The organism is Mycolicibacterium peregrinum, from assembly GCF_001665625.1.
In the GTDB taxonomy this organism is placed as follows: domain Bacteria; phylum Actinomycetota; class Actinomycetes; order Mycobacteriales; family Mycobacteriaceae; genus Mycobacterium; species Mycobacterium peregrinum_B.
Map to the genome: position 1 here is coordinate 1 of NZ_LZSY01000067.1, position 22,539 is coordinate 22,539.

19 protein-coding genes are annotated in these 22,539 nt (G+C 67.7%); 11 read left to right on the forward strand and 8 right to left on the reverse strand.

What is annotated here, in order from left to right:
* Window positions 1–110 precede the first annotated feature (110 nt).
* The 5 genes from A5779_RS08815 to cobG all read right to left on the reverse strand — a co-directional run bounded on the left by A5779_RS08815 (window position 111) and on the right by cobG (window position 5,203).
* Window positions 111–1,160 (reverse strand): phosphotransferase family protein, encoded by a 1,050-nt coding sequence (locus A5779_RS08815; RefSeq protein WP_064881077.1) that lies wholly within the window; start codon window positions 1,158–1,160, stop codon window positions 111–113.
* Between the two features lie 20 nt (window positions 1,161–1,180).
* Entirely contained in the window at window positions 1,181–1,819 is a 639-nt protein-coding gene (locus A5779_RS08820) for a TetR/AcrR family transcriptional regulator (RefSeq protein WP_064881075.1), read from the reverse strand.
* Between the two features lie 97 nt (window positions 1,820–1,916).
* Window positions 1,917–3,452: a precorrin-2 C(20)-methyltransferase gene (locus A5779_RS08825; protein ID WP_064880945.1), complete on the reverse strand. Its 1,536-nt coding sequence runs from the start codon at window positions 3,450–3,452 to the stop codon at window positions 1,917–1,919.
* The gene (locus tag A5779_RS08830) at window positions 3,449–4,075 is read right to left on the reverse strand and encodes a precorrin-8X methylmutase (protein WP_064881079.1); all 627 of its coding nucleotides are present in this window, start codon (window positions 4,073–4,075) and stop codon (window positions 3,449–3,451) included. The genes A5779_RS08825 and A5779_RS08830 overlap by 4 nt, the downstream gene beginning before the upstream one ends.
* A 9-nt stretch (window positions 4,076–4,084) precedes the next feature.
* Window positions 4,085–5,203 carry a precorrin-3B synthase gene (cobG, locus tag A5779_RS08835; RefSeq protein WP_064881081.1) on the reverse strand — a complete coding sequence of 373 codons (1,119 nt, stop codon included), beginning with the start codon at window positions 5,201–5,203 and terminating at the stop codon, window positions 4,085–4,087.
* Between the two features lie 353 nt (window positions 5,204–5,556).
* On the opposite strand from cobG, the gene cobN reads away from it, so the two are divergent.
* The 7 genes from cobN to A5779_RS08870 all read left to right on the forward strand — a co-directional run bounded on the left by cobN (window position 5,557) and on the right by A5779_RS08870 (window position 14,945).
* Window positions 5,557–9,207, forward strand: coding sequence for a cobaltochelatase subunit CobN (cobN, locus tag A5779_RS08840; protein ID WP_064881082.1), 3,651 nt, complete (start codon window positions 5,557–5,559; stop codon window positions 9,205–9,207).
* A 97-nt stretch (window positions 9,208–9,304) separates the two neighbouring features.
* Window positions 9,305–9,688: a PPOX class F420-dependent oxidoreductase gene (locus A5779_RS08845; RefSeq protein ID WP_064880948.1), complete on the forward strand. Its 384-nt coding sequence runs from the start codon at window positions 9,305–9,307 to the stop codon at window positions 9,686–9,688.
* A 5-nt stretch (window positions 9,689–9,693) separates the two neighbouring features.
* Entirely contained in the window at window positions 9,694–10,122 is a 429-nt protein-coding gene (locus A5779_RS08850) for a PPOX class F420-dependent oxidoreductase (protein WP_064880950.1), read from the forward strand.
* A 6-nt stretch (window positions 10,123–10,128) separates the two neighbouring features.
* Window positions 10,129–10,623 (forward strand): FxsA family protein, encoded by a 495-nt coding sequence (locus tag A5779_RS08855; protein WP_064880952.1) that lies wholly within the window; start codon window positions 10,129–10,131, stop codon window positions 10,621–10,623.
* Between the two features lie 16 nt (window positions 10,624–10,639).
* A complete protein-coding gene (locus A5779_RS08860) occupies window positions 10,640–12,235 on the forward strand; it encodes an amidohydrolase (protein WP_064880954.1) in 1,596 nt (531 codons plus the stop codon).
* Entirely contained in the window at window positions 12,225–14,126 is a 1,902-nt protein-coding gene (lnt, locus tag A5779_RS08865; RefSeq protein ID WP_110777041.1) for an apolipoprotein N-acyltransferase, read from the forward strand. The genes A5779_RS08860 and lnt overlap by 11 nt, the downstream gene beginning before the upstream one ends.
* A gap of 9 nt (window positions 14,127–14,135) precedes the next feature.
* The gene (locus A5779_RS08870; protein WP_055114825.1) at window positions 14,136–14,945 is read left to right on the forward strand and encodes a polyprenol monophosphomannose synthase; all 810 of its coding nucleotides are present in this window, start codon (window positions 14,136–14,138) and stop codon (window positions 14,943–14,945) included.
* Between the two features lie 60 nt (window positions 14,946–15,005).
* Here the strand turns inward: A5779_RS08870 and A5779_RS08875 are convergent, their stop codons facing one another.
* Window positions 15,006–15,344 carry an RNA polymerase-binding protein RbpA gene (locus A5779_RS08875; protein ID WP_064881086.1) on the reverse strand — a complete coding sequence of 113 codons (339 nt, stop codon included), beginning with the start codon at window positions 15,342–15,344 and terminating at the stop codon, window positions 15,006–15,008.
* A gap of 122 nt (window positions 15,345–15,466) precedes the next feature.
* Here A5779_RS08875 and A5779_RS08880 point away from each other — a divergent pair, with 122 nt between their 5' ends.
* Window positions 15,467–15,805, forward strand: a complete 339-nt coding sequence (locus tag A5779_RS08880; RefSeq protein WP_064880956.1) for a hypothetical protein — start codon at window positions 15,467–15,469, stop codon at window positions 15,803–15,805.
* Here the strand turns inward: A5779_RS08880 and A5779_RS08885 are convergent.
* A complete protein-coding gene (locus tag A5779_RS08885; RefSeq protein ID WP_064880958.1) occupies window positions 15,802–16,518 on the reverse strand; it encodes a hypothetical protein in 717 nt (238 codons plus the stop codon). The genes A5779_RS08880 and A5779_RS08885 overlap by 4 nt on opposite strands.
* A 76-nt stretch (window positions 16,519–16,594) precedes the next feature.
* Here A5779_RS08885 and A5779_RS08890 point away from each other — a divergent pair, with 76 nt between their 5' ends.
* From A5779_RS08890 to A5779_RS08900, 3 genes are all read left to right on the forward strand, one after another.
* Window positions 16,595–18,106: a carboxylesterase/lipase family protein gene (locus A5779_RS08890; RefSeq protein WP_064880960.1), complete on the forward strand. Its 1,512-nt coding sequence runs from the start codon at window positions 16,595–16,597 to the stop codon at window positions 18,104–18,106.
* 64 nt (window positions 18,107–18,170) lie between these two features.
* Window positions 18,171–20,108, forward strand: a complete 1,938-nt coding sequence (locus A5779_RS08895) for a primary-amine oxidase (protein WP_064880962.1) — start codon at window positions 18,171–18,173, stop codon at window positions 20,106–20,108.
* Between the two features lie 45 nt (window positions 20,109–20,153).
* Window positions 20,154–22,148, forward strand: a complete 1,995-nt coding sequence (locus A5779_RS08900) for a DUF7064 domain-containing protein (RefSeq protein ID WP_064880964.1) — start codon at window positions 20,154–20,156, stop codon at window positions 22,146–22,148.
* An 85-nt stretch (window positions 22,149–22,233) separates the two neighbouring features.
* On the opposite strand, the gene A5779_RS08905 is transcribed toward A5779_RS08900, so the two are convergent.
* Window positions 22,234–22,461 (reverse strand): DUF167 domain-containing protein, encoded by a 228-nt coding sequence (locus tag A5779_RS08905; RefSeq protein ID WP_055114815.1) that lies wholly within the window; start codon window positions 22,459–22,461, stop codon window positions 22,234–22,236.
* Window positions 22,462–22,539: the final 78 nt, after the last annotated feature.

Consider the following 22,539-nt stretch of genomic DNA (forward strand, 5'->3'; position numbering starts at 1 on the left):
TCCGCCGTGCCATCACCGCCATGGCCTGGTCCGATCGACGCATCGTGGGCCTCGGATCGTGCGGGGAATCGCCCGCGTCACCCCTGGCACCCGGGTCACCGGACCGCCGGTCAGGCGTTGATCAGATCGAGCGTGCCGAGTTCCCGGATGGCCTGGCAACCGCGCTGGGCCATCACCACCATCATGTCGTCGCCGCGCTCGGTGGAGCTGGCGAAAGCGGTGCCCAGCACAGTGATCAGCGGCGCCTGCAGCATGCCCAAACGGTAATCCTGCCAACAGGTTTCGCGGTCATATTCGGTGACGCCGTGTGACAGCAGCCGGTCATGGTAGGCCGTGACGAGGTCGGATTCGGCGGCAGCCCGGACGGTTGGATCCAGGCTGGTCGCGGTGAAGTACGACAGGTCACGAGCGGGCAGGCCAGAGCCGAGAGTCTGCCAGTCCACCACGGTGATCCGGGTCCGGTCGGGGTCGAACAGCATGTTGTCCAGGCGGTAGTCACCGTGCAGGATCGCGAACCGGTCGGGTTCGGCCAACAGCCACGGGGTGACGACCGACATCGCAGCGCGCATGGTGTCCTGGTCCTCGGTGCTCAGGCGTGCGCCGATCTTGTCCAGCGTGATGTCGGCGGCCATCTTTGCGACGTCACCGAATCCCTTGGCGGAGTCGGGTTCCGGCTTGGGCATGGCGATACCGGGGAAGTTGGCCCACCGTGGGTCGGCCCACGTCGGACCGTGCAGGTCGGCGAGTGCCAGGACTGCCAGCGTGGCCTCGGCCGGTGTGCAACCGGCGATCTGATCACCCTGCTCGGCCGGCGCCATATCGGCCAGGAGCAGGACGAAATCGGCTCCCTCTCCGGCGATCTCGCAATGGTGGCAATGTGGGACCGGGATCTGTACGTGGTCGGCGACATTGGTGTAGAACGCGTGCTCTGACCGGTACCCGATGGTGACGCGGTCGCGCACCGTCTCGTCCTGCGATGGCAGCTTGACCGCGAACGTACCCGGAAGGGCGTCGTCGTCGCGGTAGGTGACCGACACCCGGTAGGTGGCACCGGTCTGGCCTGTGCCGATCGGTGCGGTCTGTACCGAATCCACTTCGGCACCAAGGACCTTCGACAGCCATCCGGCGGTCACCTCGGCCGGTTTGCCCGGGATGGACATGGGGATGGAACCCGCGGCGGTCACCGAATTGTCCCGTAGATCGAGCCCATCCACATTGCCTCAGCACCTTCCGATAGTTGTTGTCGCGACAGCGGTCCACCCAGGATGAATCGTTCGACCAGTCGATCGTTGAACTCGATCAGCAGGCTGGCGAGTACCACCGGATCGGCGCCGTCGGGCGCACGGCCTGCGGTGCGCTCGGCGGCGATCACCGTGGAGACGGTCGGGACGAAGGACTCGCGCGCCTGGTCCCACATATCGCGAACCGCCCCGCTGGACCCCCGCGCCTCCAACATCGCTTGCACCAGGTAGCGATGATCCTCGGCGGTCCGCAGCACGGCCTCGATGGTGTCGTGGACACGGTCTCGGGGTGGCCGGGTTGCGTCGGCCAGGATGTTGTTGGCGGCGAACAATGCGTCGTACATGGGCTCGACCAAGGCGGCAACGGCGGCTGCCTTGTTCTCGAAATAGAAATAGAACGCTGATCGACCCACCCCGGCCTGGCGCGCCACCTCGGCGATGTTCAGCGCGTCGAACCCGGTCTTCTGCAGGTGCTCGTTGAGCGCCTCCAGGATTGCGGTGCGGCGCTGATCGCTGCGTTGCGGTTGCCGACGGTCGACCGGTGACCGCGCGGGTGCGCCCTGTGGTGCCGTCGGCATGGTGGCCGGCCCTCCCATTTCGAACGGGTGTGACGCCGGACACTATCGGTCCTACTGACAGCTGTCAATGAATCTCGACGCGCGTCAGTCGATGAGGTCAGCCGGGGTACTGGCGCGGGGTGAACACCCGGTCCTCGGTGGTGTCACCGGCCGCCGAGCCGGTGTACCACTGCGTCTGAGACGAGCCGATGATCAACATCGTGCGCATGTCCACCTGGGCCGGATCCAGATCGGCGAGTCGTACGACGGACACCCGTTCGCCCGGGCCCGGCTCGGCGCCGGAGACGGCCCGTGCGACGACCACCGGGGTACTCGGATCGCGGTACTCCAGCAGCAACTCGCGCATGGCGCCGACCTGCCAGGTGCGCGTCTTGGAGGCGGGGTTGTAGATCGCCAGCGCCAGATCGGCCTTGGCCGCGGCGGTGAGACGCTCGGCGATCACGTCCCACGGCTTGAGCCGGTCGGACAGCGAGATCACCGCGTAGTCGTGGCCGAGGGGGGCGCCAACCCGGCTGGCGACCGCCTGCGCGGCCGTCATCGCGGGGATCACCCGGACCTCGACGCCGGGCCACTGCTTGGCTTCCTCGAGCACCGCGGTGGCCATGGCGAATACGCCCGGATCGCCGGAGGACACGACCGCAACCGTCCGGCCCTCCTGAGCCAGCTTGCAGGCCAGCTGCGCGCGGGCCGGCTCGTCGGTGTTGTCGCTGGGGTGGTGGTGCTGCCCGGCGCGGGCGCCGACACGATCGAGATACGGGCCGTAGCCGATCAGATCGGTGGCGGCGGACAGTTCACGGCGGCTCTGCGGCGTCATCCAGTCCGAGTCGCCCGGTCCGAGGCCGACGACCACGACACTGCCCTGAGGTGTGGTGGAACGTGACCGGCCGGGCACCATGGCCAGGGAGAAATACGGCACCTTGACGTCCGTGCCGCCTTCGCCGCCCACCTCGCCCGCCGGCGAAACCCGCTGCCGATCGGTGCTGGCCCGCTCGACGTAGTACGCCTCGTCGAGCCGTCCGGTCGACTCCAGGGCTTCCCGTACTCGGGTGTAAGACCGGCCCAGCTTGAGCACGACAGCGGCGTCGGTGTCGGCCAGGCGGCGCTCCAGCTCTGCGGTGGGCAGCGTGCCGGGCAGGATCGTCAACACGTCGTCGCCCTGCACCAGCGGAGTGCCCGTGGCGGCCGAGGCCGCGCTCACCGAGGTGACGCCGGGAACGATGACGGCGTGGAATCGCTCGGTCAGCCGGGTGTGCATGTGCATGTAGGAGCTGTAGAACAGCGGATCGCCCTCGGCCAGCAGTGCCACGTCGCGGCCGGCCTCCAGGTGGGCGGCGATGCGCTCGGCCGCGGCGGCATAGAAGTCTTCCATCGCGCCGACGTACCCGCCGGGATGCTCGGTGGTCTCCGTGGTGACGGGGTAGACCAGGTGTTCTTCGAGCTGACCTTCGCGCAGGTAGGGCTCGGCGATGCCCCTGGCGATGCTGTGACCGTGCTTGGCGCTGTGGTAGGCCACCACGTCCGCCGCACCGATCAGCCGGGCTGCCTTGACCGTCACGAGCTCGGGATCGCCCGGGCCCAGCCCGACGCCATACAGGGTGCCCCGGGTTTCACGTTCTGACGCCGTTGTGCTCACTCGCGCTCACTCGCAATCGAATTGACGGCGGCCGCGGCCATGGCGCTGCCACCGCGCCGGCCGGTCACCACCAGATAGGACATGCCACGCGGGCGCTCGATCAATTCCTGCTTGGACTGCGCCGACCCGACGAAGCCGACGGGTCCACCCAGCACCGCAGCAGGGACGGGCGCACCCTCGTCGAGCAGTTCCAGCAGCCGGAACAGGGCAGTCGGTGCATTGCCGATCGCCACCACCGCGCCGCCGAGGCGGTCGGCCCACAGGTCGACGGCGGCCGCCGACCGGGTGAAACCCAACTTCGCCGCCAGCTCCGGGGCGCGCGGATCGGCCACCAGTGACACGACCTCGTTGTCGGCGGGCAACCGTGAACGCGTGATGCCCGCCGCGACCATCGACGAGTCGCACAGCACCGGCGCCCCCGCGGCCAGCGCGGCATGCGCCCTGGTCACGACGTCATCGCTGTAGGAGACATGGTCGGCGACATCGACCTGACCGCAGGTGTGGATCAGCCGCACCACCACCCGTGACACATCGTCGGGGAAGCGCGACAGGTTCGCCTCGTCGCGGATCGTCGCGAATGACTGCCGGTAGATCTCGGCGGCGTCACGGATGTAGTCGAGCACCCGCATACCCTACGGGGGCGTGATACGCAGCCGGTATCCGTCCTCGGTGGCGATCAGGACCTCGGCGGTGAGTGGGCTGCCGCAGGCCCGCTCACAGCCCACGAAATGCCGGTGCGACTCCGTGGGGGTGTCGACCGCCTGGGCCGCGTCGGCGCGCACATCGGCGATCGACTTGGCGCATCCGGGGCTGCCGGTGCAGGCGCTGATCCGTAGCCACGGCGAGTTCTCGTCGAATACGAGTCCCAGTGGCGCGAGCACACGAAGCGACATGTCCGCTTCACCTTCGCCGACGTCGCACACCAGCACCGAGCGCCACGGGGTGATCACCATTGGCGACTCGATCGCAGCCAGGAAGTGGGCGGTCCGGGCCTGCAACACACCCAGGGGCAGTCCGGCGCCCAGGGTGATGCGGCCGTCGTTCTGCGGTATCCATCCGACGGGTGGTTGGACTGTCGGCGGCCAGGTGGCGCCTGCCGGGCCGGCGACGGTCATACCGTCCAACAGCGCCGAGTGATCGTCGAGTTCGGTTATCCGCCAGGCCTTTCCACGGATGTCGAGGAACCGTCTGGCCACCTCGACGAGGGTGGTCGTCGCGTCACCGGTTTCGAGTCGTACTCCGGTGTCGCGCCCCGCCAGCAGCAGTGCGCACGTGCCGTCGTCCAGTGCGTGCACCCCGGTGTCGGCGTCGATCCCGGACACGTCGCCGCGGCCGTCGTCGAGGCTGAACCAGAACCTGCCCGGCAGTCCGGCCAGAGCCGGGTCGGCCTGGATGGCGTCGTCGAGTTCGGTAACCAGCGGGCGGACGTCGATGATGCCGCCCGAACGGCCGGACAGGGGCGAGGCGACGATGTTGCGGGCCCGCTCGTGTGTCGGCGACGGCAGCAGTCCGGCGTCGGCCAGCGCGGTGGCAGCGCCGTCGGTATCGGTCAATGCCCGGATCTGGATGTTGCCGCGAGACGTGAGTTCCATTGCCGGCGAGCCGAACTGCTCGGCGACCTCGGCCAGCGCGGTCAGTTGGGCGGGGGTGATCATCCCGCCGGGGAGCCGAATCCGCACCAGGGCGCCGTCGGCGGCCTGGTGCACCGTCAATGCGCCGGGGCAGGCGTCGTTGTCGCGGGTCCTGGTCATCTCGCAGTCCATCCTACTTTCGGCCGGTGTTGTGACATCCGTCATAGGTGCGGAAACCTGTTCGGTCGCTTACAGATCGGCCATTTTCCGCGCCGCCGGACGTACCGTTTAGAGGAATTTCCGGGACCACCGGTACCGGGAAGTTGAACAGCTTGACAGAGGTTCAGACGAAAGGAGTGATCCATGCTCGCCTTCGGTGCATTCGCCGTGCTCGTGCTGGTGCTCGTTGCGACGCCGGGCCGGCCGTACCGGCAGTCGTGGCACGACCGGTTCGGTGAAACTCAACCCTGAACGTTGCTGATCCGTACCGCACCGGCTACCCGATCGGGCAGCCGGTGCGGTACGAATGTGGGGTGTCCCACCCTTCTGACGCCGCCGCCGCGACCGCCGCAAACGATGCCACTACGCCCACCGTCCTGCTGCTGTCGACCTCGGACACCGATCTGATCACTGCCCGCGCCAGCGGTGCGCGGTACCGCTGGGCGAATCCGTCAAGGCTGGTCACCGGTGAGCTCGAGGAGCTCCTGGAGGGCGCCGACATCGCGGTGATCCGGATCCTCGGTGGGTACCGGGCCTGGCAGGACGGCATCGACACCGTGGTGTCGAGCGGCCTGCCGACCATCGTGGTGAGCGGTGAGCAGTCGCCCGACGCCGAGCTGATGGGGCATTCGACCGCCCCGCAGGGTGCGGCCCTGCAAACCCACATCTACCTGGCCCAGGGCGGGCTGGAGAACCTCGGGAACCTGCATTCCTTCCTGTCCGACACCTTGCTGATGACCGGATTCGGCTTCGCGGCGCCGGCGAGCACCCCGAGTTGGGGCGTCCTCGAGCGCGCCGCCACCGAGGCCGCCGGCCCGACCGTGGCAGTCCTCTATTACCGCGCCCAGCAACTCGCCGGAAACACCGGCTACGTCGAGGCATTGTGTGACGCCGTCGAGCAGGCCGGCGGCCGGGCACTGCCGGTGTTCTGCGCCTCCCTGCGCACCGCCGAACCCGAACTCCTCGAGTTGCTCGGCACCGCCGATGCGCTCGTCACCACGGTGCTCGCTGCCGGTGGCGCCACACCGGCGACAGTCGGTGCCGGGGGTAACGACGATTCATGGAACGTCGCTCACCTTGCCGCACTGGATATTCCGATCCTGCAGGGCCTGTGCCTGACCAGTTCACGGGATCAGTGGTCGGATAACGACGACGGGATGTCGCCGCTGGACGTGGCCACCCAGGTCGCCGTTCCCGAGTTCGACGGGCGCATCATCACGGTGCCGTTCTCCTTCAAGGAGATCGACTCCGAAGGGCTGATCTCCTACGTCGCCGATCCCGAGCGCTGCGCGCGGGTGGCGGGCCTGGCCGTACGGCACGCTCGGTTGCGTGCCATCCCGGCCGCGGAAAAGCGGGTGGCCGTGATGTTTTCGGCCTATCCCACCAAGCACGCCCGCATCGGCAATGCCGTCGGTCTGGATACCCCGGCCAGCGCGGTCGCACTGCTGCGCACCATGCGCGATGCGGGTTACGACATCGGTGAGGCCACCGCACCCGGCGACCTCGCCACCATCGTCGACTCCGGCGACGGAGATGCCCTGATCCACTCGCTGATCGAGCGCGGCGGTCAGGACCCGGACTGGTTGACCGACGAGGCACTGGCCGCCAACCCGATTCGGGTTCCGGCCAAGGATTACCGGGCCTGGTTCGCCACGCTGCCCGCCGAGCTTTCCGATGCCGTCGTCGAGCACTGGGGCCCGCCACCGGGGGAGCTGTTCGTCGACCGCAGTCGCGATCCCGACGGAGAGATCGTCATCGCGGCCATCCAGGCCGGCAACGTGGTGCTGATCGTTCAGCCGCCGCGCGGCTTCGGGGAGAACCCCGTGGCGATCTACCACGACCCCGACCTGCCGCCCAGCCACCACTACCTGGCCGCCTACCGCTGGCTGGACAAGTCGTTCCCGGGTTCGTTCGGTGCGGACGCCGTGGTGCACCTGGGCAAGCACGGCAACCTGGAATGGCTGCCGGGCAAGACGCTCGGCATGAGCGCGGCCTGCGGCACCGACGCCGCCCTCGGGGACCTGCCACTGATCTACCCGTTCCTGGTCAACGATCCAGGGGAGGGCACCCAGGCCAAGCGCCGGGCGCACGCCACCCTGATCGATCACCTCATCCCGCCGATGGCTCGTGCCGAAACCTACGGCGACATCGCCAAATTGGAGCAACTGCTCGACGAGCACTCCACCGTATCGGCCCTGGACCCGGGCAAGCTTCCGGCCATCCGCCAGCAGATCTGGACGTTGATGCGCGCCGCCAAGATGGACCACGACCTGGGGTTGGAGGACCGCCCCGACGAGGACGTGTTCGACGACATGCTGCTGCATGTCGACGGCTGGCTATGCGAGATCAAAGACGTCCAGATCCGCGACGGCCTGCACGTGCTGGGGCAGAAGCCCAGCGGTGAGGGCGAACTCGACCTGGTGTTGGCAATCCTGCGGGCCCGGCAGCTGTTCGGCGGCGAGCAGACGGTTCCCGGGTTGCGTCAGGCGCTGGGCCTGACCGAGGACGGCAGTGACGACCGGGCGGCCGTAGACGCCGCCGAGGCCGGCGCTCGTGAGCTGGTCGCCGCGTTGCAGGAATCCGGTTGGGACGTTTCTGCGGTGGAGAGGATCACCGACAATCCCGAGGTGGCCCGCATCCTGCGCTTCGCCGCGACCGAGGTGGTGCCCCGGTTGGCCGGCACGGCTTGCGAGATCGACCAGGTGCTGCGCGCCCTGGCAGGCGGCTTCATCGCCTCCGGGCCGTCCGGCTCGCCGTTGCGCGGCCTGGTCAACGTGCTGCCCACGGGGCGCAACTTCTACTCGGTGGACCCCAAGGCGGTCCCGTCGCGGCTGGCGTGGGAAACCGGTGTGGCGATGGCGGATTCACTTCTGGACCGCTACCGGACCGACTACGGTCGCTGGCCGCAATCGGTCGGGCTGTCGGTGTGGGGCACCTCGGCCATGCGCACCGCCGGCGACGACATCGCCGAAGTGCTCGCACTGCTGGGAGTGCGGCCGGTGTGGGACGACGCGTCCCGCCGCGTGGTCAACCTGGAGCCGATCGACCTGGCAGAACTCGGCCGGCCGCGCATCGACGTCACGGTGCGGATCTCGGGCTTCTTCCGCGACGCCTTCCCTCACGTGGTCACCATGCTGGACGACGCCGTGGCGTTGGTGGCCGGCCTCGACGAGTCAGCCGAGGACAACTACGTGCGCGCCCACTCGCAGGCCGACCTGGCCGAACATGGTGATCAAAGACGAGCCACCACAAGAATTTTCGGCTCCAAGCCGGGAACCTACGGGGCCGGTCTGCTGCAGCTGATCGACAGCCGCAACTGGCGCGACGACGCCGATCTGGCCGAGGTGTACACCGCCTGGGGCGGATTCGCCTACGGTCGCGGACTCGACGGAGCCCCCGCCGCCGATGACATGAACCGTGCCTACCGGCGAATCGCGGTGGCGGCCAAGAACACCGACACCCGCGAACACGACATCGCTGACTCCGACGACTACTTCCAGTACCACGGCGGGATGGTCGCCACTGTGCGGGCACTGACCGGACAGGCCCCGGCGGCCTATATCGGTGACAACACCCGCCCCGATGCCGTCCGCACCCGGACGCTGTCGGAGGAGACCAACCGCGTGTTCCGGGCCCGGGTGGTCAACCCGCGGTGGATCACCGCGATGCGCCGCCACGGCTACAAGGGCGCCTTCGAGATGGCGGCCACGGTCGACTATCTGTTCGGCTACGACGCCACCGCGCATGTGATGGCCGACTGGATGTACGAACGGCTCTCGGCCGAGTACGTACTCGACGACGAGAACCGCAAGTTCATGTCCGAATCCAATCCGTGGGCGCTGCACGGCATGGCCGAACGGCTGCTCGAGGCTGCGGGGCGTGGCATGTGGGCCCAACCCGAACAGGCCACCCTCGACGGGCTCCGGCAGGTGCTGCTGGAAACCGAAGGCGACCTCGAGGGCTGACCGCGCTGACTCTGCGTCCAGGGTGCACCGTTCTCGCACATTTGCGCCCTGTTCGCAGAGTCAACGTCCGCTGACCTGTTGGCTTAGATTGGGCAGCATGGCTCTCACCTTCGCCGATGTCGCCAAGGCCAACTACGTTCTGCTGACCACGTTCACCAAGGACGGGCGGCCCAAGCCGACCGCCATCTGGGCCGCGCCGTCACCGGACGGACTGGTGGTGATCACCCAGGAGTCGTCCTGGAAGGTCAAACGGATCCGCAACACGCCGCGGGTCACCGTGGCGGCGTGTGACGTGCGCGGCAATCCGAAGAGCGAGGCGGTCGAGGCCGTCGCCGAGATCCTGCCCAAATCGGCCAACGGCGCCACCTACGACGCGATCGGCAAGCGGTACGGCCTGCTGGGCAAGACGTTCAACGTGTTCTCCAAGCTGCGCGGCGGCATGCAGAACAATGTTTCGCTTCTGCTCAAACCGGTGAATTGAGTCCCATGGCACCGACCTTCGAGGACGTTTACCGGGAGAAGTACCTGCTGCTGACCACCTTCACCAAGACCGGCAAGCCCAAGCCGACCGCGGTGTGGGGCGTCCCGGACGGTGACAAGTTGCTGATCATCACCGACGACGGATCGTGGAAGACCAAGCGCATCAACAACACCCCGCGGGTCACGATCCAGAAATGCGGTGTGCTCGGCGCCCCGAAGGGTGATCCGGTGGAGGCGGTGGCCAGTAACCTGCCGACGTCCGAGACCCGGCGGGTGTTCGACGCGATCGTCAAGCGGTACTGGAACCACGCCTGGTACTTCGTGCCACGGGCCCTGTTGCGCGGCGGCATCGACAAGGTGCACAGCGCCATCGAGGTACGTGCCGTCGACGCACCGGCACCCGATCAGGAACCGAACCGCCCGTCCGATCGTTGACCTGGCATGGCAAAGCGGCTGTTTCTGATCTATCTCCTCTTGGAGGTTGCCGTGATGGTCGCCCTGGTGGCGACCATCGGGTTCGGCTACACCGTGCTGTTGCTGCTGGCCTCGTTCGTGATCGGGCTGGTGTTGGCGGGTTCGCAGCTCAACCGGCACATCCGCCGGTTGCGCGCGGGCCTTTCGGGTGGCCTGTCCGATCCCCAGGGAGCGGTGTCCGACAGCCTGCTGGTGGCGCTGGGCACCGTGTTGGTGGTGATTCCCGGACTGGCCAGCTCGGTCGCCGGCGCACTGTTGCTGTTGCCCCCCACGCGGGCAGCCGCACGGCCGGTGCTCACCGGCCTGGTCGCCCGGCGAGTGCCGCTCATCGTCGCCGCCCCGGTTGGTTTCGGCGCAGCGACCGGTGCCGCCGGTTTTCGACGGGGCACAGGCGACTACATTGACGGCGAAGTAATCGACGTCAACGACGTCGATCCGTACCGTCTGCCTCCCAAGGCCTGACCGCCAGCCGAAAAGCTTGACCACTCTCCTGATCAACGGGCGTATCCACAGCCCCAGCTATCCCGACGCGACGGCATTCGCCGTGCGCGGCGGGGTAGTGGCGTGGCTGGGGACTGACGACGTCGGCCGGTCACAGTTTCCCGATGCCGAGGTCGTCGACCTCGACGGCGGGTTCGTCGCCCCGGCGTTCGTCGACAGCCACGTCCACCTGACCGCCACCGGGCTGAATCTCCGAGGCCTGGACTTGCGTGGGGCCACCTCGTTGGCACAGTGCCTGCAATTGGTCGGTGACTATGCCCGCCGGAATCCCGAGGGGCCGGTGTGGGGACACGGTTGGGACGAGTCGGGCTGGCCGGAGCGCACGGGCCCGAGCACCGACGATCTCGACGCGGTGCTGGGCGACCGGCCCGCCTATCTGGCCCGGGTGGACGTGCATTCGGCCGCCGCCACCACAGCGCTGCGCCGGTTGGCGCCCGCGCTGCCCGAGGCCGTCGGGTTCGATCCGCAGCGCCCGCTGAGCGCCGAGGCGCATCACCTGGTGCGCGCCGCTGCGCGTGAACAGCTCACCGCGCAGCAACGGCACGACGCCCGCGTCGCGGCGCTCGACCACGCTGCCGGGATGGGGATTGCCGCGGTCCACGAATGCGCGGGCCCGCAGATCGGCGGGCTGGTGGACTGGCAGGAGCTGCGCGCGCTGGAGCACGGAGTAGAGGTCGTCGGATATTGGGGCGAGCCGGCCCGCGACGCCGAACATGCCCGCCACCTGATTGCCGAGACCGGCGCGCGGGGCCTGGCCGGGGACCTGTTCGTCGACGGCGCCCTCGGCTCGCGCACCGCGTGGCTGCACGAGCCGTACCACGACGCACCCCACACCTGCGGCAATTCCTATCTCGACGTCAGTGCCGTCACCACACATCTGCAGGCGTGCACGGAGGCCGGAATCCCGGCTGGGTTCCACGTGATCGGCGATGCCGCGGTCGCCGCGGTCGTCGAGGGATTCGAGGCTGTGGCGCAGCGGCTGGGCGGCCCGGCCGTGGCCCGCTGCGGTCACCGTCTGGAGCATCTGGAGATGGTCAACGCCGAGCAGGCCGCCCAGTTGGGGGCCTGGGGCGTGATGGCCAGCATGCAACCCAACTTCGATGCCCTGTGGGGTGGCGAAGAAGGCATGTACGCCCAGCGTCTCGGGCTTGACCGAGTTCACCGGCTCAACCCGTTTGCGCTGTTAGCATCCGAAGGCGTGCCCCTTGCGTTCGGCTCAGACACCCCGGTCACCAGCATGAATCCCTGGCAGACCGTGCGTGCGGCGGTGTCGCACCGCAGCGCAGGCAGCGCTATTTCGGCTCGTGCAGCGTTCGCTGCGGCCACCCGTGGGGGCTGGCGGGCCGGTGGGGTCCGCGATGGTGTCACCGGGACGCTGACACCCGGCGCTGCTGCCAGTTATGCGGTGTGGGATGCCGACGATCTTGAGGTCAGCGCGCCGGCCAACGCCGTCCAGCGTTGGTCCACCGATCCGCGGTCACGCGTACCCGCACTGCCGCGGCTGGCCGCCGATGCGGACCTGCCGCGCTGTCGTCAGACCGTCCACCGGGGTGTCGTCATTCATGGGCAGTGAGCGTCCCCGAGACCGATCCGAGCGCTCCCGGGCGCCGCGGCCGGATGGCTTGGGCCGCCCGCGGCCCAACGAGACCACCGACGTGATCCCGGCCATCGAGGAAGACGAACTCGCTGAACTCGACGCACTCGACGACGAGTCCTTCGGCGAACTGGATGAGGACGTCACCGGCGATCCGGTGGCCGACATCGATCCCGACGACGAACCCGAGGAGCGCGAGTACCGCCTCACCGCGGCGGGCACGCCTGATCGCTGGTCCGTGGTGACCGTGCGGGCGTCGCGGTTCGGCCGCGCCGCCGCGGCGCGGTGGGCGCAGTTGAGCGCCTCGGTGGGCGGCGGACTCGGGTTGTGCCTGAGCTACCCACCCACCGGCTGGTGGTGGGCGGCCTTCGTCGGGCTGGCGTTGATCGGCTGGGTGCTGACCCTCCGGTCCACTACCCTCGCCGGCGGCTTCGGCTACGGATTCCTGTTCGGGTTGGCCTTCTACATCCCGCTACTGCCGTGGATCAGCGGTCTGGTCGGCGCGATGCCCTGGCTGGCACTGGCCGCCATGGAGGCCGTGTTCTGCGGGATCTTCGGTCTGTCGGCGGTCGTGGTCAGGCGATTGCCCGGATGGCCGTTGTGGTTCGCGGCGCTGTGGAGTACCCAGGAGTGGCTCAAATCGACTGTGCCGTTCGGCGGATTTCCCTGGGGCGTGGTCGGATTCGGCCAGACCAACGGACCACTGCTCGCCATCGCGCGCTGGGGCGGCGCCCCGCTCCTGTCGTTCGCGGTGGCGCTCGTCGGCTTCAGCGCGACGCTGCTGGCACTGGAGATCGCGCAGTGGTGGCGTCACGGGCACAAGCCGGGGTTCCCCGCGCCTGCGGTCATGTTGCCCGGTCTCAGTATCACGGTGGTGCTGCTGTCCACCGCACTGTTGTGGCCGCAGGTCCGTCATTCCGGGACCGGTGCAGGCGATGAGCAGACTGTCACCGTGGCCGCCGTTCAAGGCAATGTGCCCAGGCTCGGACTGGAGTTCAACGCCCAGCGCCGTGCGGTGCTCGACAACCACGTGAAAGAGACGCAGCGACTGGCCGACGACGTCCGGGCGGGCAGGGCACCGCAGCCGATGTTCGTGGTCTGGCCCGAGAACGCCTCCGACATCGATCCGTTGGCCAACGCAGACGCCGCGGCGCAGGTCACCGCGGCCGCCGACGCCATCGGCGCGCCGATCCTCGTGGGAACCGTCACGAAGGCCGATGGGTACGCCGCGGATAACCCGGTCGCCACCAATACCGTGATCGTCTGGGATCCGGAACACGGGCCGGGGGAGCGCCACGACAAGAAGATCGTGCAGCCGTTCGGCGAGTACCTGCCGTGGCGCAGCTTCTTCAAGCACCTGTCGTCGTATGCGGACCGGGCCGGCTACTTCGTGCCGGGTGAGGGCAACGGCGTCGTGCATGCGGCGGGAGTGCCGATCGGGGTGACCACCTGCTGGGAGGTGATCTTCGACCGGGCCGCGCGGGAATCGGTGCTGAGCGGCGCGCAGGTGCTGACGGTGCCCACCAACAATGCGACGTTCGACGAGAGTATGAGTGCGCAGCAGTTGGCGTTCGGCAAACTGCGGGCCGTCGAGCACGATCGGTACGTCGTGGTCGCCGGGACCACCGGAATCAGCGCGGTGATCGCGCCCGACGGACGTGAGCTGGCTCGCACCGAGTTCTTCCAGCCCGCCTATCTGGACAGCCAGGTCAGGCTGAAAACCGAGCTGACACCCGCCACCGAGTGGGGGCCGGCTTTGCAGGTGGCGCTGGTCACGATTGGATTTGGGGCGTTGCTCGCCGCAATACTGCACAATGGAGGGTTCGTGCAAAGAATGAGGCGTCGCACCGGCGAAGGCCCGCGACGATGAAGGAGCCACATGACAGTCCCTGGTGACGGAGCGAAGCGGCCGGGGGAATCCAGCCCTCGCCGGGACGGTGAACGCCCGAGTCAGCGCACTCTGGTGATCATTCCCACCTACAACGAGCGGGAGAATCTGCCGCTGATCGTCGGGCGTGTTCATCACGCCAGCCCCGAGGTGCACATCCTGGTGGTCGACGACGGCAGCCCCGACGGCACCGGCAAGCTGGCCGATGAATTGGCACTGGCCGACCCGGATCGTGTGCACGTGATGCACCGGACCAGCAAAGCGGGTCTGGGTGCGGCCTATCTGGCCGGCTTTGCCTGGGGGCTGGGCCGCGGGTACTCGGTCCTGGTCGAGATGGACGCCGACGGCAGTCACGCGCCGGAGGAATTGAGCCGGCTGCTGGACGCGGTCGACGCCGGTGCGGACCTGGCCATCGGTTCGCGCTATGTCTCCGGCGGCACGGTACGCAACTGGCCCGTTCGGCGGCTGGTGCTGTCCAAGACCGCCAATACCTACTCCCGGTTGCTGCTGGGTGTCGGTATCCACGACATCACCGCCGGCTACCGCGCTTACCGGCGGGAGGTGCTGGAGAAGATCGACCTGTCCGCGGTGGACTCCAAGGGTTACTGCTTCCAGATCGACCTGACCTGGCGTGCGATCAACAACGGCTTCAAGGTGGTCGAGGTGCCCATCACGTTCACCGAACGTGAGCTCGGGGTCTCCAAGATGAGCGGCTCGAACATCCGCGAGGCGATGTTCAAGGTCGCGGAGTGGGGTATCCGCGGGCGCCTGGACCGCGCCAGGGGCGTGGTGCGCAGCTAGTCGGCGACGAAAAAACCGCGGCCATGCCCACAAGGGCATGGCCGCGGTTTTTTATCGGGTTCAGCTACCGCGACGCTTGGTCTTGATGAGGTCGAGGCGCTCCTTGAGCAGTTCTTCGAGCTCCTCGACGGAGCGGCGCTCCAGCAGCATGTCCCAGTGGGTACGCGGCGGCTTGACCTTCTTGGGCTCCGGCACGTCGCCGTCGATCAGGGTGCCCTCCATGCCGTTCTTGCAGGGCCAGGTGCCGGGAATCTCGGCGTCGTCGGCGAACGGGACGTCGAATATCTCACCGTTGTCGGTGCGGTAGCGCGCGACCTGACGCGGCGCCAGATCATGGTTGCGGTCGGTCTCGTAGCTCACGGCTCCGAGGCGACTGCCTCTCAGGACGCGATCAGCCATCGTCAACACTCCTTGTTCGGCGTTTGTCCGGATGTATCAACGCAGCACGGCGTTGCGAAGTTCCCGACTCGACCATCGATGATACGCGGGTCGCGGCGTCGGGCAGTCTACAGTCGGGACCCATGGCGCACCACCACCGAAAGAATCGTCCGCAGCCCTGTCGGTGGTGTGGTCGTGAGGTCGCCGATGCGCAGATGGGCCGGCGTCGCCAGTATTGCAGGCAATCCTGCCGGCAGCGAGCCTACGAACAGCGCGCGATGGTGAAAGGCACCTCGCTGGCCCCGGATTCGGTGGTGCTCTCCGCGGACGAGGCCGCCCAGCTGTCCGACCGGGTGTATCAGGTCCGGTGTGCGGCCGAGGATGTCGCGATCGCGGTGGACGAGGGTGCCGCAGCCGACGAGCTGCGACAGTTGTGTGACGCGTTGCTACAGGCCGCGAAGGCTGCCGACGGCTGGCGCTAGTCGGGCGGGCAGCTGAGCTGACGCCCGACGCCCACCGGCGGTGGGACCGGCTTGAGACAGCCCAATGGTTCGACGCCCGACGAGTTCAGCAGCACCGCGGACTGGTGCGCGTAGTTAACGCACACCAGGGTGGTGTCGTCGGCGCGGCACCGGTAGTCGCCGAAGGCCAGTGACTTGCCCGCGGCCAGTTCCGCGCCGTCCCCGTAGTTGAACCGGCCCGGATCTCCGTGCAGCGAGCCGATATCCACGGTCTCCCCGCCGAAATCCACCCAGCCGGGAATCCACTGACCCTCGACGTCCGACGGCTTCGAGGGGAGGCCGCTGGCCTGGATGAGGCACGCCAATTGGCCTTCGGCCGTCTTGTCGGTGGCGCAGCGGGCCTTGCCCGAAGGAGCGACGAACGCGACATCGTCACCCAGATTGGTGGATTGACCTTCGCGCGTTGCCGTATGGAAGCCCGACGGGTCGGCCGGGGTGCCCGCCTCGACCCACTTGATCACCCGGTTCATCGGGGTACCCGGATCCGGCGCCGTGGTGGGCAGCGGCGAGGTGGTGGTCGTAGTGGTTGTGGTGATCTTGGTGTGCGGGGCGCCGGCCGGCATCGACATCCGGGGCTGCGAGTTCGGCTGCGTCTCGTGCCCCCCTCCCGGTGAGCAGGCCGCCACGAGCGCCGCCAAAAGCACAGCAGCCCCAACAGTCACAGCGATTCGCATACCCGCAAGGCTAGCGGTCGCATGCCACGCCCACCGCGTGTCCGCCCCCACTGGTGTTGTTCGATACGGTCGGTCTATGCACGAGCGGACTGTCCGGGCAAAGATCAGTACCGGCATCGTCGAGGGGTTCACGCGTGACGGCGTACATCGTTGGCGTTCCATCCCTTACGCCAAACCGCCGGTCGGGCCGCTGCGCCTGCGGGCACCCGAGCCTGCCGAGCCATGGCCGGGTGTGCGCTATTGCCACGGGTTCGGTTACTGCGCGCCCCAGCAACGCCGCTACACGCTCGTCGGTGTGGGCAAGCACCAGCCGATGAGCGAGGACTGCCTGACCCTCAACGTGGTGGCGCCGGAAAAGCCGAACTCCGACGGTCCGCTGCCGGTGATGTTCTTCGTGCACGGCGGTGGCTACATCATGGGCAGTTCGGCCACACCCGTCTACGACGGTGCTGCGCTCGCTCGCCGCGGTTGTGTGTTCGTCTCGGTGAACTACCGGCTCGGCATGCTCGGCTGCGTCGAACTGTCGTCGCTGGCGACTCCCGACCATCCGATCGAGGACAACCTGTTCCTGCGTGATCTGGTGCTGGCCCTGCGTTGGGTCCGCGACAACGTGGCGGTGTTCGGCGGAGACCCCGACAACGTGACGATCTTCGGTGAGAGTGCGGGCGCCCACGCGGTCGCGACACTGCTCGCGGTGCCGGAGGCCGAAGGACTGTTCGCTCAGGTGATCTCGGAGAGCCCGGCCAGCGGGATGGTCAGTTCCATGGATGCCGCGGCCCGGCTCGCGGATCAGCTCGCCGAATTGGTCAGTCCCGATGGGGGATCGGCGGCTGCCGCACTCATGTCCGCCCGGCCCGCGGACCTGGGCCGGGCGCTGGAATCACTGATCATGCGTGGACAGACGGACATGCCGGGGGCGTTTCCGGTCGGCCCGACATTCGGCACGGAGTATCTGCCGGTCGATCCGGTGACGGCGATGGCCGAGGGCAGTGCACACCGGGTGCCGTTGATCGTCGGCAACAACGCCGACGAGGGCCGGCTGTTCACCCGGTTCCTCCCGCTGCTGCCGACCAATGAGCCGATGATCGAAAAGTTGTTCGCCCGTACCGATCCCGAGGACCGCCGGCGGATCGTCGCGGCCTACCCGGACTATCCGAGCAGCGCGGCCTGTGTGCGCCTCGGTGGTGATTTCGCGTTCGCCTCGGCCACCTGGCAGATCGCCGAGGCGCACAGCAAGCATGCACCGACCTACGTGTACCGCTACGACTACGCGCCCCGCACCCTGCATTGGGCGGGGCTCGGAGCGACGCACGCGATGGAACTGCTGGCCGTCTTCGACACGTACCACACGACTTACGGCGCGCTGCTGACCGCCGTGGGTGACCGCACGTCGGCCCGGCGGGTCAGTCGAGACGTGCAGCGCCGGTGGCGCGAGTTCAGCCGGTCCGGCGAGCCGGGCCCGGGCTGGCCGGCCTATGACAGCGATGACCGCGCGGTGTTCGTGTTCGACCGTAGGCCCCGCGTCGAATACGACCCGCGGTCGGTGCGACGCCGGGCCTGGGAAGGGTTCACCCTCGCCGAGCGGTGAGTTCGTCTGATCTACTCTGAGCGATTCGCTGCACGGAATCCTCCGGTGTGGTTGCGTATTTGACGTGGATTACCCCTTGGATCCGCTGTCCGCCGACGAGTTTCGTGCGGTAGCGGCGATATTGCGGCGTGAGCGCGGAGTGGGTGCGGGCTGGCGGGTTGCCTCGGTGGAACTCGTCGAGCCGTCCAAGGCCGAATTGGCCGCGTTCGACGGTGGTGGTGCTGTTCCGGCCCGGCGCGCGGCCGTGATCTGCCTGGAGCGGACGGCCAACGCCACGTACAAGGGCGTCGTGTCGCTGACCGACGACCGGGTCGAGAAGTTCGACCATGTTCCGGGTGTCCAGGCCAATTTCACCGTCGACGAGTTCGTCGAATGCGACGAGGTGCTGCGCCGGCATCCCGACGTGATCGCCGCCCTGGCCCGACGCGGCATCACCGACCTCGACAACGTCTTCATGGACACCTGGACCTACGGCGACGCCGTCGCGCCACCCGAATATCGTGACCGGCGGATCGGCTGGTCGGACACCTGGTACAAGCAGGCCGCCGGCGCCAATCCATACGCGCACCCGGTCAGCGGTCTCCATTGCGTGATCGACGTCAACAGCATGGAAGTGCTGCGGGTCGAAGATGACGGCAGCGCCGAAAAGCCCGACGTGATGGGTGAATACGTGCCGCGCCACATCCCGGAACGGATTCGGGCGGCTTCGCGCCGGGACCCACTCAAGCCGCTCGACATCACGCAGCCCGACGGCCCCTCGTTCACCTTGGACGGCAACCTGCTGCGGTGGCAGAACTGGTCGTTGCGGATCGGGTTCAACCATCGTGAGGGCATGACCCTGCACACCGTGCGGTACCGCGACGGCGACGTGGATCGTTCGGTGGCACACCGGATGTCGTTCGCCGAGATGGTGGTCCCGTACCGAGATTCCTCGGTCGATCACTACCGGCGCACGGCGTTCGACATCGGCGAGTGGGGTCTGGGATTCATGACCACCTCGCTGGAGCTCGGCTGCGACTGCCTCGGTGAGATCCGTTATCTGGACGCGGTACTGCACAACAGCAGCGGTGAGCCGTACACCATCACCAACGCGATCTGCATCCACGAGGAAGACAACGCCGTGCTGTGGAAGCACGTCGACCACGACGCGGGTGCCGAGGTACGTCGGATGCGCAGACTCACACTGTCTTTCCACGTCACCGTCGCCAACTACGAATATCTGGTGTACTGGCGGCTGTACCAGGACGGCAACATCGAGTGCGAGGTCCGGGCCACCGGGATCATGGTCACCACACCGTTTTCGGCCGGGCCGACGCCGAAGAACGGCACGCTGGTCGACGAGCGCACCTACGCGCCGTTCCATCAACACTTCCTGATCGCCCGGTTGGATCTGGATGTCGACGGCACCGACAACACGGTCTACATGACCGAGTCGTACGCAGAACCCATCAGCCCGGACAATCCGTACGGCCTGTCACTGGTGGTGCGCAATCAGGCGCTGCGCACCGAGCAGGAGGGCAGACAGGACGTCAACTTCGCCACCCAGCGGGCCTGGAAGGTGGTCAATACCAACGTCGTCAACGGCCTGGGGACCCATCCGTCGTACAAGCTGGTTCCCACCGGTGCGATCCCTGCGATGTTCGACCCCGCCTCGCCGGTGATTCAGCGCGCCAATGTCATCGCCCACACGCTGTGGGTGACCCCCAACCAACCGGACGAGCGCTGGCCGGCGGGGGAGTTCGTCAACCAGTCGGTGGCCGATACCGGGTTGGGTGAGTGGACGAAGGCCGACCGCTCGATCGACAACACCGACGTGGTGCTGTGGTACGTGTTCGGCATCCACCACATCACCCGTCCGGAGGACTGGCCGGTGATGCCGGTGGACGTGGTGTCGTTCTGGCTCAAGCCGTTCGGGTTCTTCGACCGCAACCCGGCCCTGGACGTGGCGCCCACCCCGCCGGACGCCTGTGCCCATGGTCATGCCAAGGCGGCACACCATTAGTTGACACCTGTCATGTGTGATCCGGAACACTGCTAGGTTGCCTGTGTGCAACCGACTCAGACAGCCCTACTCGACCGCCCCGAAGACCTGACCTGTGACTGGCTGACCGCCGCCCTCGGTGCCGGCCAGGTCAGCGCGTTCACTTTCGAGCGGATCGGCACCGGCCAGATGAGTGAGTGCTACCGCGTCGCGCTGAGCTACGCCGGTGACACCGCCGGGCCCGCCTCGGTGGTGCTCAAGGTGGCCGCCACCGATCCCAACAGCCGCCAGACCGGACTGTCCCTGGGGCTTTACGAGCGCGAGGTGCGGTTCTACACCGACATCGCGCCCGCCCTGGTGCCCGGGCCCGTGGCGCCGTGTTACCACGCCGCGATCGACACCCAGACCGGTGCCTTCGATCTGCTGCTCGGCGATGCGGTTCCCGCCGTGGTGGGTGACGAGATCCGCGGCGCCACAGCCGAACAGGCCGCCGTGGCGCTCACCGAGCTCGGTCGCGTGCACGGGTCGAAGGCCGGCGCCGAGGCCCTGGACCAGGCTGAATGGCTCAATCGTGAGGCACCGGTCAACCAGGCGCTGATTTCGGGTCTGTACGCGGCCTTCGTCGACCGGTACGCGGGTCTGATCACGCCGGAGCAGCGCCAGGTATGCGAACGACTCGTCGAGAGTTTCGACGCCTACCTGGCCGACGAAGGCGCGTCCGAGCGGCCTCAGGGTCTGGTGCACGGCGACTATCGACTCGACAACATGCTGTTCGGCGACGCGGGTGCGGACCGGGCTCTGACGGTGGTCGACTGGCAGACCGTCACCAAAGGACCGGCGTTCACCGATGTCGCCTATTTCATCGGCTGCGCCCTACCCGTCGAACAGCGCCGGGCGCACTACGACGAGCTGCTGGCGGCGTATCACCAGGCGCTGGGCTCGGACTCGGCACTGACGCTCGATCAGGTGCGCGACGGCGTGCGCCGGCAGAGTTTCTTCGGCGTGATGATGGCGATCATCTCCTCGATGCTGGTGGAACGTACCGAACGCGGCGACCACATGTTCATGACGATGCTCGACCGGCACTGCAGCCATGTTCTGGATACCGGAGCACTGGACGTCCTTGCGCCACCCTCGGTTCCGGAGCCGTTGGTGCCCGCCGCCGAGGACGACCATCCGCACCCGCCCACCGACGAAGAGCTGTGGAACGAGAGCTGGTACTTCGACTTCACCGATCCCGCCGCGGGTTTCGGCGGTTGGGTCCGACTGGGCCTGATCCCCAACCAGGACACCGCGTGGGTCAATGTGCTGTTCTGCGGTCCGGGCATGCCGACCGTGGCGCTCAACGACTTTCATGCCGTACCGGCCGAACCGGAGCTGATCAAGGGTGACGGGGTCGAGCTGAGCCTGCAACCGGTCGAACCGCTCAAGACCTACCGCGTCACGGCGTCGGGTACCGGGCAGGCTCACGATGATCCGGCGGCGCTGCTGCGCGGCGAGACCGGTCGGCCGGTTGACGTGACCATGGACCTGACCTGGACCACAGCCGGAACTCCGTACCAGTACCGCATCACGCCGCGCTATGAGATTCCCTGCACGGTCGCGGGCACGGTGACCATCGGGGAGCAGACGTTCGACATCAAGGCAGTGTCGGGTCAGCGCGATCATTCGTGGGGTGTGCGGGACTGGTGGTCGATGAATTGGGTGTGGAGTGCCATCCATCTCGACGACGGCACCCACCTGCACGGCGTGGACATCCGGATCTCCGGAATGCCACCGATCGGTATCGGCTATTCGCAGCGCGACGGTGAACCGCTCGTCGAATTGCAGTCGGTGACAGCGCAATACACGGTCGGTGCCGACGATCTGCCGGTGTCGACGACGCTGACTCTGCAGCCCGGCGACATCGAGGCGACTGTCGACATCCAGGGACACGCGCCGGTGCTGCTGGTGGCTGCGGACGGTCGCATCAGTCAGTTCCCCCGCGCCTGGGCGAAGGTTCGCACCGCCGACGGGCGTACCGGCATCGGCTGGCTGGAGTGGAACCGCAACCTGGGCTGACGCAGGCCCATTTGCACCGCGAGCGTGCGTGTCTGCTGCCCGCCACGCCGCCTTTGAGCGGTGTTTTGCGCACGCTCGCCGGAGCTCAGCTGACCCGAAAACGCTTGAGCCGCGCAGTCGCTCCTGAGATCAACTCCACGCGGCTGCGCGGCACACCCAGATGCTGGGCAAGCAATTTGGTGACGGCGTCATTGGCCTTGCCGTCGACGGCGCGTTCTGGCACGTAGATGGTGAGAGCGCCGTCATCGGCGACCTCGACCAGCGGGCCTTTGCGGCTGCCGGGCTTGACGCGGACGACGACGGTTTCGCTCACACCGTCATCGTGACGCGAACGTGCGCAAAATGCTGCCGCGCGGCGGCGTGTCGCGGAGCAGACACGCACGCTCGCGCG

Coding starts and splice junctions, on each gene's coding strand:
- A5779_RS08815 (WP_064881077.1), bottom strand. CDS start 1,160: ATGTCCATCCCGGGCAAACCGGCCGAGGTGACCGCCGGATGGCTGTCG.
- A5779_RS08820 (WP_064881075.1), bottom strand. CDS start 1,819: ATGCCGACGGCACCACAGGGCGCACCCGCGCGGTCACCGGTCGACCGT.
- cobG (WP_064881081.1), bottom strand. CDS start 5,203: ATGACCAGGACCCGCGACAACGACGCCTGCCCCGGCGCATTGACGGTG.
- A5779_RS08845 (WP_064880948.1), top strand. CDS start 9,305: ATGGCTCTCACCTTCGCCGATGTCGCCAAGGCCAACTACGTTCTGCTG.
- A5779_RS08850 (WP_064880950.1), top strand. CDS start 9,694: ATGGCACCGACCTTCGAGGACGTTTACCGGGAGAAGTACCTGCTGCTG.
- A5779_RS08855 (WP_064880952.1), top strand. CDS start 10,129: ATGGCAAAGCGGCTGTTTCTGATCTATCTCCTCTTGGAGGTTGCCGTG.
- lnt (WP_110777041.1), top strand. CDS start 12,225: ATGGGCAGTGAGCGTCCCCGAGACCGATCCGAGCGCTCCCGGGCGCCG.
- A5779_RS08870 (WP_055114825.1), top strand. CDS start 14,136: ATGACAGTCCCTGGTGACGGAGCGAAGCGGCCGGGGGAATCCAGCCCT.
- A5779_RS08875 (WP_064881086.1), bottom strand. CDS start 15,344: ATGGCTGATCGCGTCCTGAGAGGCAGTCGCCTCGGAGCCGTGAGCTAC.
- A5779_RS08880 (WP_064880956.1), top strand. CDS start 15,467: ATGGCGCACCACCACCGAAAGAATCGTCCGCAGCCCTGTCGGTGGTGT.
- A5779_RS08885 (WP_064880958.1), bottom strand. CDS start 16,518: ATGCGAATCGCTGTGACTGTTGGGGCTGCTGTGCTTTTGGCGGCGCTC.
- A5779_RS08890 (WP_064880960.1), top strand. CDS start 16,595: ATGCACGAGCGGACTGTCCGGGCAAAGATCAGTACCGGCATCGTCGAG.